This is a genomic window from candidate division KSB1 bacterium (assembly GCA_024655945.1).
Classification (GTDB): domain Bacteria; phylum Zhuqueibacterota; class Zhuqueibacteria; order JANLFK01; family Oleimicrobiaceae; genus Oleimicrobium.
Genome location: JANLFK010000013.1, coordinates 24,092 through 40,382 on the forward strand (window position 1 = coordinate 24,092; position 16,291 = coordinate 40,382).

General features: G+C 61.8%; 16 protein-coding genes. All 16 read right to left on the reverse strand.

From position 1 onward, the window contains the following. Positions 1-735: a PorT family protein gene (locus tag NUW13_13655; protein MCR4440061.1), complete on the reverse strand. Its 735-nt coding sequence runs from the start codon at positions 733-735 to the stop codon at positions 1-3. Continuing rightward, positions 732-1,394: a hypothetical protein gene (locus tag NUW13_13660; GenBank protein MCR4440062.1), complete on the reverse strand. Its 663-nt coding sequence runs from the start codon at positions 1,392-1,394 to the stop codon at positions 732-734. Before NUW13_13660 ends, NUW13_13655 begins: the two co-directional genes overlap by 4 nt. A gap of 78 nt (positions 1,395-1,472) precedes the next feature. Then, a complete protein-coding gene (locus tag NUW13_13665) occupies positions 1,473-2,441 on the reverse strand; it encodes a DUF523 and DUF1722 domain-containing protein (GenBank protein MCR4440063.1) in 969 nt (322 codons plus the stop codon). Between the two features lie 19 nt (positions 2,442-2,460). Then, on the reverse strand, positions 2,461-2,937 hold the full coding sequence (locus NUW13_13670; GenBank protein ID MCR4440064.1) for a tryptophan-rich sensory protein: 477 nt from the start codon (positions 2,935-2,937) through the stop codon (positions 2,461-2,463). 252 nt (positions 2,938-3,189) lie between these two features. Next, a complete protein-coding gene (locus tag NUW13_13675; GenBank protein MCR4440065.1) occupies positions 3,190-3,642 on the reverse strand; it encodes a hypothetical protein in 453 nt (150 codons plus the stop codon). Between the two features lie 37 nt (positions 3,643-3,679). Continuing rightward, positions 3,680-4,909, reverse strand: coding sequence for an aminotransferase class V-fold PLP-dependent enzyme (locus tag NUW13_13680; GenBank protein MCR4440066.1), 1,230 nt, complete (start codon positions 4,907-4,909; stop codon positions 3,680-3,682). A 10-nt stretch (positions 4,910-4,919) separates the two neighbouring features. Next, on the reverse strand, positions 4,920-5,306 hold the full coding sequence (locus NUW13_13685; GenBank protein MCR4440067.1) for a response regulator: 387 nt from the start codon (positions 5,304-5,306) through the stop codon (positions 4,920-4,922). Next, positions 5,299-6,687: an ATP-binding protein gene (locus NUW13_13690; protein ID MCR4440068.1), complete on the reverse strand. Its 1,389-nt coding sequence runs from the start codon at positions 6,685-6,687 to the stop codon at positions 5,299-5,301. Before NUW13_13690 ends, NUW13_13685 begins: the two co-directional genes overlap by 8 nt. Further along, on the reverse strand, positions 6,680-8,146 hold the full coding sequence (locus tag NUW13_13695; GenBank protein MCR4440069.1) for a sigma-54 dependent transcriptional regulator: 1,467 nt from the start codon (positions 8,144-8,146) through the stop codon (positions 6,680-6,682). The genes NUW13_13690 and NUW13_13695 overlap by 8 nt, the downstream gene beginning before the upstream one ends. A 222-nt stretch (positions 8,147-8,368) precedes the next feature. Next, positions 8,369-9,679 carry an outer membrane protein transport protein gene (locus NUW13_13700; protein MCR4440070.1) on the reverse strand — a complete coding sequence of 437 codons (1,311 nt, stop codon included), beginning with the start codon at positions 9,677-9,679 and terminating at the stop codon, positions 8,369-8,371. Positions 9,680-9,732: 53 nt separating this feature from the next. Next, on the reverse strand, positions 9,733-10,764 hold the full coding sequence (locus tag NUW13_13705) for a hypothetical protein (GenBank protein ID MCR4440071.1): 1,032 nt from the start codon (positions 10,762-10,764) through the stop codon (positions 9,733-9,735). A gap of 402 nt (positions 10,765-11,166) precedes the next feature. Beyond that, the gene (locus NUW13_13710; GenBank protein MCR4440072.1) at positions 11,167-11,781 is read right to left on the reverse strand and encodes an energy transducer TonB; all 615 of its coding nucleotides are present in this window, start codon (positions 11,779-11,781) and stop codon (positions 11,167-11,169) included. Positions 11,782-11,862: 81 nt separating this feature from the next. Beyond that, on the reverse strand, positions 11,863-12,633 hold the full coding sequence (locus tag NUW13_13715; GenBank protein ID MCR4440073.1) for a tetratricopeptide repeat protein: 771 nt from the start codon (positions 12,631-12,633) through the stop codon (positions 11,863-11,865). Positions 12,634-12,636: 3 nt separating this feature from the next. Continuing rightward, on the reverse strand, positions 12,637-14,508 hold the full coding sequence (locus NUW13_13720; protein ID MCR4440074.1) for a BatD family protein: 1,872 nt from the start codon (positions 14,506-14,508) through the stop codon (positions 12,637-12,639). Position 14,509: 1 nt separating this feature from the next. Continuing rightward, positions 14,510-15,232 carry a tetratricopeptide repeat protein gene (locus tag NUW13_13725; protein MCR4440075.1) on the reverse strand — a complete coding sequence of 241 codons (723 nt, stop codon included), beginning with the start codon at positions 15,230-15,232 and terminating at the stop codon, positions 14,510-14,512. Between the two features lie 15 nt (positions 15,233-15,247). After that, positions 15,248-16,279 carry a VWA domain-containing protein gene (locus NUW13_13730; protein MCR4440076.1) on the reverse strand — a complete coding sequence of 344 codons (1,032 nt, stop codon included), beginning with the start codon at positions 16,277-16,279 and terminating at the stop codon, positions 15,248-15,250. Between the last annotated feature and the right edge of the window lie 12 nt (positions 16,280-16,291).

The window sequence follows — 16,291 nt, forward strand, 5'->3', positions numbered from 1 at the left end:
TTACCTCACACTCCAACGCATGCCAACCAGAAAGGCGTGGGTGAAATTGCGCAGCTCGATGATCGGGAAATCAACTCCCCGGAACTCCGGAATGTACACAGGGTCGGTGTCCAGCGTCAGGTCCACAAGGCCCATGCTGTAGCGGTACTTGGCCAGCAACGAGAGCCTTCCCAAGTTCACCTCCCAACCGAAGCCCGAGACGAAACCCACGTCGCCCTGTTCCACTGCATTCAGTTTGCGGCTTGCCGAGCCTTTCGCTGCATTGTAGAATTTGTACTTCTTGCCAAGAGCGAGGCCCACATAGCCCCCGCCGTAGGTGTAAAAACGCACGGCTCCAAGTGTCAGCCAGTAGGTGCGGACGGTAGCGGGCAACTCAATGTAGCGAAAGTCGTAGGTGAGCAGCATGTCGCCAAAAGGGAAGGAGCGCGTGCGCACGGTGTGCTGCGCGCCCTTTTCGGCGTAGGTCAGCCCGAGCTCTGCCGTCGCGAATCGCGCCAAGCGTGCGGTGCCGCTGAGCGAGAGACAGAGTCCGGAACGCCAATCCACGATCACTTCGGTGCCGGGCGGTTTTTCTCGCGGGCTCCAGTGGCTGGCCCACACCGGGCCTACGCTCAACTCGCGTGCGTAACGGCCCCCGGCGTGCCCAGCGGAGGTGGCGAGCACCACAAGAGCGACCACGGTGCCGGTAACCTGGCACCATCGGCCGGCAAGAGTCCCCAGCATCGGAGTCTTCAAATGTAGAGCCCTCCTGTCGTTTCAAACCAATGTGCGATCTGCTCAACTGCCCTGTTCACACCGTCATGGCTCACCTCCACTTCCATGCTGGGCAGGTGCGACCGCCGCGTGAACTCGCGGAAAAGCGCCTGTTCCGCAGCGAAAAGGCCAAGATCGTCGTACTGCGCGGGGTTGCCTGACACTGCCAACCGCTTCTCCCGGGCTGCGCCAAACGAGTCCGGCGCTCGGGTGCACAGCACCAGACGAAAGCCCAGAGGCAGCAACCGCTCCTCAAGCCAGCCAACGTCGAGTTGCCTTCCCAGCACCCGCCACTGATAGACCTGTGCGGAGATGTGGAATCGGTCCACGATGCACGAGTAGAAACGCAGAAGCTCGAAGAGGCGGGCCCAGGTGCGGTAGGTCTCCGTGGCAAGGGCCTCCTCAGCCGGCGCAAAGTTGATGAGCCCTCTGCCCCAGGGGTAGTTGCTGAAGGCACACCACTCAGCGGAGATGAGTGGCGAGTGGTAGCGGTACCTGCGCGGGCCGACGATGCGGGGATGTTCGTTGAGGGGAAAGGCAATCTCCGTCTTGAAGGTAAGCCACGTATCTTCGAGGATGACCTTGGAGCACGGCTTGCGAGATGCGCCTTGCTGGGGCTGGCGCGGCTCAGCAGAGCACATGGCTGCCTCCCGCGGAGAAACATGCCCACCACGCGCCAGCGCTGGGTCCCAAAATGCCACGATGGCCAACGAACATCCTCAAAGCTCACGCCCTTTGCCGGAGTCAGAAATCTCCACCAGCGCCTCAGGATAAGGGTCGAAAAACAGTTGCGCTTCCAGATATGGCTGCCCAAAGCGCGCGATCCAGGACTTCACCACCGCCACCGGGACGCTGAGCGGAACCCGCCCCTCCCGAAACTTGAGCAGCGTCTCGAGAAAGAAGGCTTTCTCTTTGGCCCCAAGCTGCGGCGAAAAGTAGCCCAGGGCGTGCATGAGCACATTGATCACTGCTGAAGAGCGCGCAGGACGGGCAAATGCGGCGTGTAGGTGTCGCTCATACTCATCGAGCAGTTGGGCTACCGGCTTCAGTTCCGGGTTGGCCACAATTCTGCCCATCTCCTTGAGGTGCTTCTGGCTGTAACCCATGAGCAAGAGCTTGTGCCGGCTGTGAAACTCCACCAACGCGCCCATTGTGCCGCTCGCCTTGACCTGGTCAAAACGAGCCGTGACGAATAGGTGCGTGAGAAAATGCTCGCGAAGGCGGAAGTTGCTCAAACGGCCCTCATCCTCAATCGGGAGGTGGCCAAACTGCTCAAGCACCGCGGCCCCGAAGAAACCACTCCTCTTCGCGACCGGGATGGGGTCTTCGGCCGCGGCGAAGATTTTGACGTCCTTGATGCCACAGGATGGCGAGCGGCCTTTCAGAATGAAACCGTGCGCGTCGAGGTGCGAGGCAAGAAAGGCCGCAGCAAAGGCAACCATCTTCTCGGTCACGTCCGCACCGGTAGCCGGCTGCAGCAGGCGACGCCCCTTCCTGCTTTGCACCACGCGTATCGGCTCGCGGGGCACTCCGAGGCCGATCTCCACCTCCGGGCAGACCGGCACAAAGCGCACAAAAGGCGCCAGTTTGGCCACCACCTCGCTGGTGATGGTCACGCCATTGTAGCGACAGGCCTCGAAGCCGAGGCACTTGCTGACCACCACAACTGGCTTTACCTCCGTGCTCATTGCTCGGCGCGGCAGGTCATCACCTATTCAGCCACACGATGGAGGCGTTCAGCATGGTGGCAAAGCTCACCCAAAGCAGGTACGGGACGAGGAGCGCTCCGGCAGCCGGTTGCGTCCGCCAAAACAGGACGAGCGTGGCGACAATAGCCCCCCAAAGGAGAGCAATGTCGACCAACGCGAGGGCTGGCAAGCGCAGGCCGAAAAAGAACAGTGACCACAGCACATTGAGGACGAGCTGCACGCTGAACACTGTCAGGGCAGCGTTGACGCCAGAGCTCCTCTGCCACACCAGCGCCACTGCGACACCCATGAGAATGTACAGCACCGTCCACACCGGACCGAACAGCCAGCCCGGAGGCGTGAAGGGCGGCTTGTTGAGGGTGGGATACCAGGTGCGGACCCCACTGCTGGTGAATACGCTTCCTAACACCACCGCCAGGAGGCAGACCCCGATTCCCACGACCAACTTCAAGACCAATGCCTTCGACAGGCCCATTCGTCACCTCGCTTTCTCCCCAGCAGTTCTCGGGAATGCTCCGTCAGTCGACGGGCTAACCCTAAAGACAGGCCGCGCTCGCCATGCCACATCCCACGCGAATGCCCCTTTGCCGGGCGAATTGCGCAACGCACAGAGGCGTGGCCCAATATAGCACCGCCACGAGAAAGATGCAAGTGGTTTTCTACCTCAACTTGCAGAACCCTGGGGCAAGGAAAAGGAGGCCCAGTGCAGCCTTGCCCAACGAGGCGTTCAGGGCAGGACAACTAAGGTGATGTCAAAGGTCATCTGGCCGGTGGCGGGTACCGTGGCATTGGGCGCCGCTGGGATGGTGCCCTGCGTGCCGTAGAAGCCGACGTAGTCGCCGCTCTTCGGCGGCGTCAGCGGGGTACTGACCACCCAAACAACGGCATAGACAAAGAATGTCCCTGCTGGCACATCTTTCATCTCGTAGGAGACTTTGGTGCCTGGACCGCAGGTACCGGTTGCCACCTTCACGAAGCCGTTGGCGTTGCTGGTATCGCTATCCACGACCACCGCGAAGGATTTGCCATTAGCCTCTGCCGGCAAGGAGAGCGTGCCCACCACATTGGGGCTGCTCTGCTGCTCTTCCTTCGGGGAGGTGGAATTCTTGCCACAAGAAGCCAACACCAGCATTGCACAGAGCGTACAGACCGTCAGCGCCAAGAGATGTGTCCTTTGCATATCCATCCTTGCTGCAGTTCTTTTCTGTTCGCACATCTTAGGCCCGCACCGACGACGCCATCAACGATCGTCGGGCAAGCAGCCCCAACTTCTGCACGATCGCCTCCACCTCGGCTTCGGTGTTCCCCACCGAGAATGAGAAGCGCAACATGGCCGGAGTCTTGATCTGATCGGCATAGGCGGCCGGGGAATGCCCGATCAGGGCACAGTGGATCCCCTCTGCCAGGAGGTCGTCGTGCAGCCGTTCCAGCGTTTGGCGGCCAGCACCGGCGCCTGGGAGAACCAGGGAGACAATCGCCGTGCGCCCGTCACATTGGGAGTCCGGGTAGACGCGGAGGAAGTCTCCGAGCTCGTGCACACACCGTGAGCGAAACTGCTCTGCCAAGGCAAAGGCATACGCTTGGGCACGCGAAAGTGCCTCTTTGTCCATGAACGGCTCGAGGCTGTCGCCCAGGGCCGCCAGAGAGGTGGCCACCGCCCCGCTGCGCGAGCCCTTGTCGTGGTTGAGGCGCGGGTGAACGGCAAAGGGGGAAGAGGCGTCGCGCGCGATGATTGCCAGGTGCGCCGCCGAGCGCACATAGAGGAAGCCGGTCTGGTCGGGGCCGACAAGCCACTTGTGCGCGTCCCCAGCGTAAAAGTCGCACCCCAGCGCGGCAACGCCCACCGCAATGTGCCCCACGGCCTGGGCGCCGTCGACAAGGACGAACACCTCGGGCTGGGCCGCCTTCAGTTGGCGACAAATCTCGGCGACGGGTAGCGCCACGCCTGTGTTGTAACACACATGGCTGACCAGCACCAATTTGGTATCCGGGCGAAGTCGGGTCAGCAGTTCATCGACAATCTCCTGGGCCTTGGTCTTGGCGGCAACGGGCGCCACGTCTGCATGATAGCGGGGCGGCGCGATCTTGCTGTAGATCCCGTAAAACTCGCAGTCGGTCACCAGAATGCGCGAACCCCATGGGATGATCTGGTGAGCAAAGAGCACTTCTTTCAGGGCGGCCTCTGAGCCCGTGGAAAAGAGAAGATGCGCAGGGTCGGGGCAGCCCACGAACTCCGCGAGCCGGGCGCGGGAGTTGTTGACCGCCAGGCGCAGCGCGCGCATGCTGGCTTTGGGGTCATCCTCGTAGAGGTGCTGCCACTTGCGATAGCGGTTCTCGATGCCCAGCACGTCCGTCCGGATCCGTTCTGCTCCTGCCCAGTTGGCATAGATCTTGGAACGGTCGGAAAGCCAGCTGATGTTTGCCAGTTGCGGAGGCGGTTTGAGCATTGCGGCGGTCTCAGTTCCTCATCACCCGGGTGATCTCGCGCACGATCCGCTCGCTGGTGGTGGGCTTGGTCACGATGCCGTCGGCCAGGCCCTGTGCCAATGCTGCGCGGATGGCCTCGTCATCCTGGCGAAAGATGGTGAGCAGCAGCACCTTCATGCGTCCCTGTTTGCGCAGTGGATGCTCGCGCAGGTGCGCGGCGATGGAGAGCCCCTCGTGGATGTTCATCTCGCTCATGACGTCCAACAAGAGCACGTCGGGCTGCTGCGCCTCTACGTTCCGCAGCGCCTCTTGTCGGTCCAGCGGACAGGAGGCCACCTCGAAGCCTGCCTCGCGCAGGTCCGCGCAGATGCCCTGACGCAGGAATTCCACGTCCTCAGCGTACAGTACCTTAGTCATTGCTCGATGCTCCTCCCAGCGCGTAGGAAGGGAAGACCACCGTGAAGGTGGTTCCTTTCCCGGGCGCGCTCTCCACGTTCATGTGGCCGCCGTGGGCATGCACGATGTGCTGCGCCAACGACAAGCCCAGGCCGGCGCCGGCCGGGTGCACCTTGGTGAAGCGCTTGCCACGATATCCCTGCTCGAAAATCCTCGGCAGTTCCTCGGGCCTGATGCCACAGCCGTTGTCGGCGCAGGTCACCACGATGCCGCCATTGGCCTGCGTCGCGCTTAGACGGATGCGGCCGGCGCCGTCTTCCACCGCATAGATGGCGTTCTCCAACAAGGTGCTGAACAGAAAATCCAGATCGTCCGGACGCCCCCACAACGAGGCGCCTCCGGTGCGCACCCGTACGTCCACGGCGATCCTCTTGTGGTCGATAAGCGGCTTCTTGGCCTGCACAACGTTCCGCAACAACTTGCGCAGATCCACCTCGCGCTTTTCGGTGAGAGCCAGCCACTGCGTGTCGCTCAGTGCCAGGCCCCGCATGGACTGCAGTGTGTACTCCTCCACCTGCCTGATGGCCGAGATAATCTGCCGATAGGATTTTTCCCGATCGCGGTTCGCCCGCAGGTTCTCGGCGGCGGTGACGATGACCTGGTACGGCATCAGCGTCTTGTGCAGGCCGATTTTCTTCTCCTCGGCGATTTTGCGCAAGGCATACCGCAGAAAGAGGTTCTGCAGCTTGATGATGTTCTTGAGAATGAGAAAGCTGCTCAACTCGTCCGCCGAGAAGCGCAACCAATCCTGTTCTGCGAGCCTGGTGTATTTCCGCACCAGCAGGTCAAAGCTCAAGCTGATTTCGCCCATCAGGATGTCGGCAATCACCCGCGCCAAAAACTCCGTGGAGGCGATCAGACCCTTGATGTTCTCTTCGGTGAAGATCGGGACGTTCTTGCGGATGTCCTCGTCAATCTCCTCTCGCGGCAGACCGTATTGCTCGACAACCTCGAAAAAGCGATCCGACAACCTGGGACGGTCGACGGTGAGGAATTCGCCAATGGAGATGAGTCCCACCACGCGCTCGTAGACCACGATTGGCACCATGAAGCAGGTAAACCCAGACCAGCAGACGTAGCGCTGCGGTTTGGAGGTCTCGATGACCTTGCGCGCGTACTTCAGGTCGTCCACGTCGCAGAAGCGGTGGCGGATCTCCGCATTGTTGAAAAGGTAGTACTTGCAGATGCGGTGGCAAAAATGCCGCTCCGTGATCTGATGCGCCTCGTTGTCCCATACTGCCGTGGAACAGCGCGTGGTAGCGGTGTCCTCTTCGCAGATGTCGTTGAGCTTGTCGATCATGTCGCGCTCCTTGAGGCGCGCGGTGAAAATGTCCTCAGGCATCGATATCCACCCCCTGCAGGTACTTGTTGAAGATCATCCTGCTGATGCCCAAGGCTGCGGCTGCCTTGGACTTGTTGCCGGCGAAGAGTTCCAGCGCGGCTCTGCAATAGGCCTGCCGCACCTCGGCCACCACCTCGCGCAACGGCCGCGTTTCGCCACGAAAATCAAGCGCGCCCAGCCCTTTGCCCCGCACCGGCTCCAAGCGCAGGTCCTTCTCATCGATCACCGTGCTGGAGGCGAGGGTGATGGTGCGCTCCAACAGGTTCTCCAACTCGCGCACGTTGCCCACCCAGGGGTAGCTCTGCAGGCGGGCAATCGCCTTCGGGGTGAAACTGTAGCGGATTCCGAGGCGCGCGCTGAAACGATTGAGGATGTGCTCCAAGAGGTCCGGGATGTCCTCTGGCCTCTCCCGTAGCGGTGGAATGTAGATGGGAATCACATTCAGCCGATAGAACAGGTCCCGCCGGAACTGCCCCTTCTCGATGAGCTCTTCCAGGCTCTGGTTGGTGGCGCTGATCACGCGGATATCGGCCTTGACCTTCTCATTGCCGCCGACGCGCGTGAATTCCCCTTCCTGCAGTACGCGCAGCATCTTCACCTGCATGGCCAACGAGGTGTCGCCGATTTCGTCAAGGAAGAGCGTGCCCCCATTGGCCAGCTCGAACTTGCCGATCTTCTGGCTGATGGCCCCGGTGAAGGAACCCTTCTCGTGGCCGAAGAGCTCGCTCTCCAAGAGGGTCTCTGGCAGCGCGGCACAGTTGACATCCACAAAGACCTTGCCCCGGCGGCGACTGCGCTCGTGGATGAGCCAGGCAATGAGCTCCTTGCCGGTGCCCGACTCGCCTCGGATCAACACGTTGGCCTCCGACTGCGCCACTTTCTCCACCATGTCGCGCACTGCGGCCATGGCTGCCGAACGTCCCCAGACAATCTCCCGCTCCACTTTGGTGCGGGAAAAGAGCTCCTCCACGAGATTGGCTAAACTCTCGATGAGATCGAGCTCAAAAGTGTTGAGGATGCGGTCGTCGGCGCAGCCAAAGAAAAGCACGCCGTAGTCGCCTCCCCCCTCGGCTCTCTGCAGCCGCACGGCCAATCCTGAGCCGAGTCCTGGGTGCTCTGCGAGATTCTTGTAGGGAGTTGCGTGGATGGCGTTGAGACGGACAAAGCGCTCGTCCGGGTGGGCAGCCAACTCGGACGTGACCAGCGCCACCAGCTCGCGGCCCACCTCGGTGGAGCCGGGGGCCCGGAACCCGCGCGGCCGAGGACTCCCGTCGGCGCACTCCAAAGCGGAGCCGCGCCGTTCCAGAAAGAGGATGAACTTGTACCGCGTGATGGAGGCCAGCACGTCGAATCCCTGCTCCAGCATCTCGCGCGGGTCCTGCGTCTTGGACAGCGCATCGATGAACTGCTGCAGGTAGCCGGAGTATTTGTAGTCAAAGTCGTAGCGCTGCTGGGTCATTGGTCCATCTCTAAGGAGCCGGCCACATCCCTCTTGCCCGCCGCAACATGGGGCCAGAAAGCAGAAGGCGCGAGCATGGGCCCGCGTCTTGCCAGACGCTCACGGATGGTGCTTTGCCGCGGCGCCGACCCGTGCCGCGGAAGCACTTGTCTATCTACCCCACCTCGGGTACAAAAAGGCGCGGCCTCAGTTGACTCCACCGAAGCCGCGCGCGAAACAACCTCAGAACCGAACCCCGACGGACGCAAACACTGTGGTCGTGGTCACTTGCTCATCGACGCGCGCCAGGTCTTCAGAGAGCGAACCGGTGGTCTGCTCCCACTTGCCTCGCACCCACGCCAGGTCAAACTTGACCTGCTTGTCCAGGAGAAAACCCACGCCAAGCGTCAGGTACTCTCGGTCATGGGTAGCAGGGGCCCCCTTGAAGGGGGAGGGCAGGATGGCATAGCCGGCACGCACCTGGGTGCCAACCCCGGGGATGGTCAGCTCTCCCCCGAGCCGCACTTGGGTGGTGGCCCGATAGGTCCGCTGGATGGCCAAGTTCGCCTCGCCCTTCGTCCAGCCCGCCACTGGCGGGTCAGTCTTGAAGCGCACCTGCGACCAGTCCTGATACGTCACCTCGCCTGCTACGGCCAGCCAGGCCACGGTGGCAGCTGCCCCAAAACCGAAGGCAAACGGCGAGGAAACCTTGTACTCGAAGGTGCCTGAGCGCTGGGACACATCGCGCGAGCCGTTGTCAAAGGTCTCGGTATCCACGTAGCCCCAGTCTTCCTTGCCGGTAAGGGTGAGCGGAGTGCTCATCGTGGCAGCCACCCGCAGGATGTTGCCCACGCGGTACAGGCCGCCAAGCCGGAAATTGGTGCCGCTGAAGCGGGTGTCGATGTTGTCGTTCTTCTCAAACACATCGAACGTATAGAGGTTCAGGTGGTCGTCCTCGCGGAAACTGAGCTGGTAATCGTCCCGCCCGGTCCAGAAGTTGAGTGAGGCGCCGAGCGATAGGTTCGGAGACATGTCCACCGCGCCGCTCAAGACCCAGTTGTTCAAGCCGCCACCCTCGAGCTCGTTCCAGCTCTGCCGCACTGCCCCTTCCGGCGTGGCCAGCTGCCAGGCAAAGTCGAACTGGCCGTCAAAGCTCTGCACCCGATTGTAGCCGCCGGCAAACACCAGGCTGCCCCTGTAGGTCGGCACCGGGATAACCAGGCCTATGGCGCCCAGCTTAGTGAAGCTGGCTTCCGACGTCGTCTGGTACCCATAGGCGCTGGCCTGGTCCTTGGCCACCATGTGGGAGAGGGTGCCGAAAAACTCCATGCGTCTGATCTGGGCCAGGCCGGCCGGGTTCCAGTAGGTCGCAGAGTGGTCTTCCGCCACCGCCTGGTAGGCACCGCCCATCCCTGCAGCTCGCGCACTCACGCACAAGGGCTCGCCAATTTGGAACACGGTGTTCTCGAAGGTCTGCCCGCCTGCGCTCCCGGCAACGCCGCCTAAGAAGCAGATGAGGAGCAACATCCTGCTGCGCGCGTCTATCTTCATCATCTCCTGCTCCGATTTTTCACCATGCGCTGTCCGTTCGCACACGGAGGCATGCACTAACTCCGGGAGCGGGTGCGGCTGCTCCCCGAAGACTGCCTGCTTCCACCACTGCTGCTGCCCGCCGACGACCCAGAGTGCGAAGAGGGCGGTGGTGAATAGCTTGCTGGCGGACTGTAGCTTGGCTGCGGCGTCGACCCTGCCGGTGGCGGACTGGTGGCGGTCCGCTGGTGTTCACGCGGCGCCGACTTGGTCTCCTCAGGCTTAGCAGGGGCGCTTGCCGGAGGTGCACTCCTGGGCACGCGCCGGGCGATGTCCGAGTCGCGTTTCGCCTGTCGCGCCGGTGTGGCATCGTCCCGCGCAATCCGCCGACCCTGGTCAGTCGCATTGGGGTTCCGCTCGTCGCGCACCACCCTCCTGGTGGGGACCGCGTCGCCGCGCCGCTCTACGGTGCGACGCGTGTCGCTCGCCGGCCGCGCCAACTCCTGCCCGGCGCCCACCCCTTCGTGGGGCGAACGGGTCCGCGTTCCGGACACAGCCGTCATTGGCGGGGCAGTCGGCTGCGCTCCCACACCTCCACCCGCCACCATCGTCCTGCGTTGGAACGGTCGCCGGGCATAGGTCTCCTCCCAATACCAATAGCGCGGATAGCGCGGGTAGTAGTACCATCCCCAACCAGGCCCATAGTAGGCCCACCCGCCGTAGTACGAGAACGGCGTCCAATACCACGGATCTCCCCAGTAAGGATACCAACTGTACCACGGGTCCCAGTAGGAGTGCACCCGCCAGCCAAAGTAGAAGCGCCACGGGTAGTTGTAGTAGGGGTCCCACCAGTACCACCAGGGATCATAGACGATGTAAGGGCGCCCGTACAGCCCGTGGTGATAGACGTCCACCCGATGGTAGACAGTCGAGTCGGCAGTAGTCGCAGCTGAGGTGTCTTGCTCGACATAGCGCTCCTCGTATTCGTCGTAGGAGGTGGCCTCGCTCTCCACCCTCACTTTGGCAATCTGGGTGTAGCACCCTGCCACGAGGAACAGCCCCATGACTGCTAACGTGGCAACCAGCGCACGGCTTCTTGTCGTTGCCATCAGTATCGCCTCCTCAATTGCTCAGAGCGCAGGGCATCTTTCCGCACCCTTTCTGCATCCGAACCTTAAGTCAGCTCGTCACGCCTCCGCAGCCCTGCTCCCACAAGCACAATCTTCCGTCGCGGCCTTGGGCAGCGCTCGCTCCTCTCTTGCTCTCCATACGAGCTCGCGGCTACCCTTTCTTGCCCGCTTTCAAATATACGAAAACCAACGGCGGTTGTCAACCTGTAATTTGCAAAGGCTGTGCCAGCACTGGCTGGCGCCAGCGGGGCGCCAACTCCTTGAGGATTTGTGAGATGCCCTGTCGCCATGCACAACCAACTCCCCACGGCTTTGCATATTCATGCCGAGATGCCAACTTTCTTAGCAGGCCTGGCCAGCTTGTTAGCAGAGGCGAGGGCCTCAGAAATGGAAGCCATACTCCCTGGTCGTCCAGGTTGCCACCGGCACGCCACGTTCCTCGCCGGGGACGAAGCGGGTGGCGCGCGCCGCCCTTAGGGCAGCCAGGGCGCACTCCTCGCTCCCCGTCGTGTTCAGGACAACCACCGCCTCGGCGACCGAACCGTCAGGCTTCACCAGGAGGCTGACTTTGACCACCCCCTGGGCCCCTTTCTGCCGGGCAGCCTTCGGGTACTCCGGAAAGACCTCGGCGATCGGCCGCGGCGGTGTGACTGACGAGGCGCTACTTTCGGGCGCCCCGCCCAGCAGCGAGGACGAGGCAGCCTGGAAAGAAATCTCCGTTAGGTCAATGGTTTCGTCCAGGGGCAGAGCCGGGTCGTCCACAGGCACCGGTACCGCCGGACGCGGAGGTGGAGCGAGCGCCCCAACTTGGCGCGTCACCGGCACCTCTTCCACCTGCACCTGGACGGGCAGCAGAGCAACTGGCCTTCTTCCGACTTCGAACCGCGGCGAGAGCTGAAAAAAAAAGATGAGGAGGAGCAGAGCAATCACCGCAGCGCGCTCCAGCCGCACCCGGTACCCGGCTTTGAAGACCTCATGTGCGGTGGAAGTTGCCATCTTGTCGATCCTCGCGGAGCAAGGGGAGCCCGTCCTTCCCACCTTGCCCAAAACGACAAAGCCCCGCGCCGGGGCTCTGTTTCAGATGCGCTCCATGGCAGCTGCAGGGAGCCAGCCCACCTTGCCATCAGGCAGGCGAATCCGGCACCAGGAGCCGCTCACTTCCTCGATGCGCACCTTGGCGCCGGCATGGAGGAAAAACTGTTCTGCAGCCTCCTCGCCGGGTCCACTGAGGGCCGCGACCTTCTCCTCCAAGACGACGGCCTCTGCCAAGCGGGTCGCTTCGTGAAGGCGTGCGGCCAATGTGACGGCAAAGAGGACAAGCAGGAAGCCAAAGAGCCAAAGTCCGGCCCTGAGCGGGCGATGGACCCTGCCCGGCCTGTCCAAGACCAGGCCTATGACCAAGGCGACCACAATGAGATAGAGTCCCATCACCACTCGAAAAAGCGTACCAAAAGCCAGCCAGTCCTTGAAGCTTTCCACGAAGCGGAAGAGTATGAACTTGGGAGGCACCACGATGTGGTCAACCGTCTTGAGGTTAGCCAACTCCAGGTTGAATCGCACCTCCTCGTCCTCAGGCAGGAGCCGCCTGGCCCTTTCGTAGTTGAGAATCGCCCTGCCGATATCGCCCAGGCGGTAGTAGGCGTTCCCCAGGTTGAAGTAAAGGGCCCCGCTTTCGAAACCTGAAGCTAACGCCTGCTGGTACTTGGCCACCGCGCCCTGGTAGTCTCCCCGTTCGTACAGCGAATTTCCTTCGCGAACCACGCTCTCGGCTGCACTACGCCCTTGGGCAAGCACGAGCGCGACAGGCAAGCACACGACAAGAAAGGCTATCAACCAGTACTTACGCATAGTTCACAAGGCCTCTTCCAGACCGACGATTGCCGCCCGAGCCCGTTTGTAGAACTGTCTCATGTCCTCCACAGTGGCAGTGGTGGGTGCAAAACGGCGGTAGTCGCACTCCCGCAGGCAGCTCATCAGAGCCTCTACCTGCTCGTGTGGCACATTGCGTTGGAGGAGCTGGCGTTCGGCTTTCTCGCTGATCAGGCCGGCGGCAGAGGTGTTGAGCTTGTCGGCAACATAGCCGAGCAGGCTGCGTGCAACCTCGGCGTAGAATTCCTTCTCGGTCTTGGTGCTGATCAACCCCTTGGCCTTGTGCAGACGGCGCATTGCCAGGCGATTGGCGCGCCTGTTGCGCGCGTAGGCCACGTCGCCAGCCAACCGGTCAAGGTGGCGTCGGTAGACCACGGCACCTGCCAGCAGTACCAAGGGGAAAATGGTCACACCCCAGAAGAGGCCCGCGCCGAAAGGTCTGCCTCCACATGGGTAGAGTCGAATGTCCGACTTGATAAAGCGAATGTCCTGGCCCACCAGGCGCACTTCCTCCTTGGTCATCGGGCCGGCCATGGCCGCCACTTCGCGGGCCCCCTTGCGCACCCGCAGCACCAGCTCCGGCGTGGTCAGCGTGCGGTAGGAGCCAGCGGCCGGATCGAAGAAGGAGAAACGTACCGGCTTGATGTGATGCTCGCCGGGGAAACGGGGCACCAGCACGTACTCGAAAGTCTTCGCCCCGGAAATCGCCTCGCTGCCGCGGTTGATCTCCTCGCTTACCTTTGGCTTGTACTGCTCCAGGTCAGAGGAGATGGCAACCACGGGTTCCTTGACCATCATGATGTTACCTGTGCCGCTGATCCTCACCGTGAGCGTCACCGCCTCGTTGGTCTCCACTTCGGCTTTGTCCAGCCCTGCAGAGATGTGGAAACTCCCCACGGCACCAGAAAAGTCAGCGGGCTTGCCCGCCTCCGGAAGAGGCAGCACCTCCACCGTCACCGGCTGCGAGTAGACGGCCTTGCGTACCACGCGCGCGAAAAAAGGGTCATCGAAAAAGCTATCGAAAAAGTCCCGGGGCCGGCGCGAGCGCGGCTCCCGCACCTCGCATTCGATGCCCATAGGATCGATGGTCACCTTGCCAGGAGATGTGGGGAAAAGGATCATCTTCCTCAGGTCGGCGATCACGAACTGGCGACCACCCACCACCTCCTGACCCTGCACCGGTCGCTGCGGCAAAGGGAGCTCCTCGGCCCAAAACCCAGAAGTCGCGGGCAACTTGGTGATGGCGTAGTTGGTCACCTCCACCCGCGTGTAGATACGAAAGGTGACCACCACAGGTTGGTTCTGGTACACGCGCCGCCGATCGACAATGGCCTTGAGGAAGAGATTGCCCTCGATGTCGGAGTCGCTGCCCAACTGTTCCGGCGGGCGGCCTGCGGGGGCCGGCTGTTGCGCAGGGGCAGGGCCCGCCACCACTTGCAACGTCACCGGCTGTGCCTTGAAAACCTCCCCCTTGTAATTGACCTGCACCGCAGGGATCTCGAACTGCCCCTCCTTGACCGCAAGGTAGCGGAAGGAAAAGCTCTTGCTGACCGACATGCGGCCGTTAATGAACTGAAAGCTCGACGAGGTGCCACTGGAGCCGAGATAAGTGGCAAAGGCGCTCAAGTCAGGCAGCTCAGGGGGAGCAGCATCGTTGGCATTTGCCCCCTGGTACTCAACGATCAGAGTAAAGGGCTGATTGACCGCCACCACCTTGGCGTCCACGCTCATGGTGACCGTCAGGTCGGCACCCCATAGCGGGCCAAGGCCGCAAAGGAGCAGGAGCACAGCGGCCACGCTGCTGTAATTGCAGCGCTTCCACGCAGTGACGGTTGTGGAAAGAGTCTTGCTCATGCTACCAGTCCTTCAGCACACGCCTACTGCCCTGGGATGCTACCTTGCGGCTCTCCTGGGCGTCCTTTTCGCTCTGATTGAGCGCATCGAGGATGCGCGCCGCATCCTCCTTGGACATCTCCTGCTGGTCCTTCTGCTGCCTGGCCTGCTCCTGTTCTTTTTCCTGGCCGGATTGCTCCTGTTCCTGGCGCTGCTGCTCTTGCTCACCTTGGTCGCCCGCCTGCTGCTGCGCCTGTTGCTGCTGTTCTGGTTGCTGCTGTTGCTGTTGCTGCTGACCGGCTGGCTGCTTCTGGGCGTTGTTCTTCAGGAGGGCGCGCACATACTCGAGGTTATACTTGGCGTCCACATCGTCAGGGTCCAGTTGCAGGGCCTTCTGGTAGGCAAGGATGCTTTCCGGCAGCTTCCCCATTTGAAATAGGGTGTTGCCCACGTTGTAGTAGGCCTTTGCCTGCGTGGCGACTTCCGGACTGTTCAAGGACTGGTCGTACTCTTTGAGCGCCTCCTCGTAGTTCTGGCGCTTGTAGCTAGTGTTGCCAAGGTTGAAGTGAATCACGGGCGAAAGCGGGTCCTGGTTGAGGGCATCCCGATACTTGTCGGCAGCTGCCTCATACTTCTCCTGGGCATAGAGGCGATTGCCTTCCAACACCCGTTTGCGCCCCGCCTGGGCACACGCGATGGCAGGGAGCATGAGGACAAGCACAATTGTCGTCAACCGATTCAGCATAAGCCGTTCTCGCCACTATTCAAAGCGCCCGTGCCATTCTCGCCTAAGTGTACGTCGTTCCGGGATGAGCGGTTCCACAATCAGCAGCAGCAACACGACGAAGAGGATGTACTGAAAGCGGTCTTCGAACTGGGAAAAGCGCAAGGAGGCCAGTTCTTTCTTCTCCATGCCGGCAATCCGCTCGTAGATTTTGTCGAGCTCCATGGCGCCACCCGTGGCGCGGTAGTAGGCACCACCTGTCTCCTGGGCGATCTTCTGTAGGGTGATCTCATCCAGTTTGCTAGTGACGCGTTGCCCACTTCTGTCCTTCTTGTAGTCCACCAGCTGGCCGCGCTGGTCATACACGGGGATGGGCACCCCTTCCACCGAGCCGATGCCAATGGTGTAAATGACAATTCCCTCGCGGGCGGCCTGCTTGGCCACTTCCACAGGGTTGGAGCCGTGGTCCTCGCCATCGGTGACCAGCACCAGCACCTTGTGCTTGCGTTCTTTCTGCTCGAAGGCTCGCATCGCCACGGCGATGGCCTCGCCGATGGCGGTGCCCGGCGTCGGGATGAGGCTGGGATCCATGATGTCCAGAAACATCTCTGCCCCCGCGTAATCCAGGGTCAGCGGGCACTGCAGGAATGCCTCACCGGCAAAGGCGACCAAGCCGATCCTATCACCTTGCAAGCGATCAATAAACTGCTGGATCTCCCTCTTTGCCTTGGCGAGCCGGTTAGGCTTTACATCCTCGGCCTGCATGGAGAGCGACACGTCGAGCGCGACAACGATGTCGACGCCGCTGCGTTTGACTTCCTCAAGCTTGGTGCCGATCTGCGGGCGGGCCAGCGCCAAAATCATCAGGCTGACGGCAAGCACGAGCAACGCCGCTTTCAATACCTGGCGCCGCCTGCTGGTGTTGGCCGCAAGCTTCTGCAGCAAGGGCAGATGCCCAAACCGCTCCATCGCTCGGCGCTTCCAGCGAAAGGCCAGCGCGTAGAAAGCCACCAGCAGGGGGACCAGCAGCAACAGGTACAGCAAGTGTTCGTTGGCAAACCGCAGCATATGGCTCAGGTC

Coding starts and splice junctions, on each gene's coding strand:
- NUW13_13660 (MCR4440062.1), bottom strand. CDS start 1,394: ATGTGCTCTGCTGAGCCGCGCCAGCCCCAGCAAGGCGCATCTCGCAAG.
- NUW13_13665 (MCR4440063.1), bottom strand. CDS start 2,441: ATGAGCACGGAGGTAAAGCCAGTTGTGGTGGTCAGCAAGTGCCTCGGC.
- NUW13_13670 (MCR4440064.1), bottom strand. CDS start 2,937: ATGGGCCTGTCGAAGGCATTGGTCTTGAAGTTGGTCGTGGGAATCGGG.
- NUW13_13675 (MCR4440065.1), bottom strand. CDS start 3,642: ATGCAAAGGACACATCTCTTGGCGCTGACGGTCTGTACGCTCTGTGCA.
- NUW13_13680 (MCR4440066.1), bottom strand. CDS start 4,909: ATGCTCAAACCGCCTCCGCAACTGGCAAACATCAGCTGGCTTTCCGAC.
- NUW13_13685 (MCR4440067.1), bottom strand. CDS start 5,306: ATGACTAAGGTACTGTACGCTGAGGACGTGGAATTCCTGCGTCAGGGC.
- NUW13_13690 (MCR4440068.1), bottom strand. CDS start 6,687: ATGCCTGAGGACATTTTCACCGCGCGCCTCAAGGAGCGCGACATGATC.
- NUW13_13695 (MCR4440069.1), bottom strand. CDS start 8,146: ATGACCCAGCAGCGCTACGACTTTGACTACAAATACTCCGGCTACCTG.
- NUW13_13700 (MCR4440070.1), bottom strand. CDS start 9,679: ATGATGAAGATAGACGCGCGCAGCAGGATGTTGCTCCTCATCTGCTTC.
- NUW13_13705 (MCR4440071.1), bottom strand. CDS start 10,764: ATGGCAACGACAAGAAGCCGTGCGCTGGTTGCCACGTTAGCAGTCATG.
- NUW13_13710 (MCR4440072.1), bottom strand. CDS start 11,781: ATGGCAACTTCCACCGCACATGAGGTCTTCAAAGCCGGGTACCGGGTG.
- NUW13_13715 (MCR4440073.1), bottom strand. CDS start 12,633: ATGCGTAAGTACTGGTTGATAGCCTTTCTTGTCGTGTGCTTGCCTGTC.
- NUW13_13720 (MCR4440074.1), bottom strand. CDS start 14,508: ATGAGCAAGACTCTTTCCACAACCGTCACTGCGTGGAAGCGCTGCAAT.
- NUW13_13725 (MCR4440075.1), bottom strand. CDS start 15,232: ATGCTGAATCGGTTGACGACAATTGTGCTTGTCCTCATGCTCCCTGCC.
- NUW13_13730 (MCR4440076.1), bottom strand. CDS start 16,279: ATGCTGCGGTTTGCCAACGAACACTTGCTGTACCTGTTGCTGCTGGTC.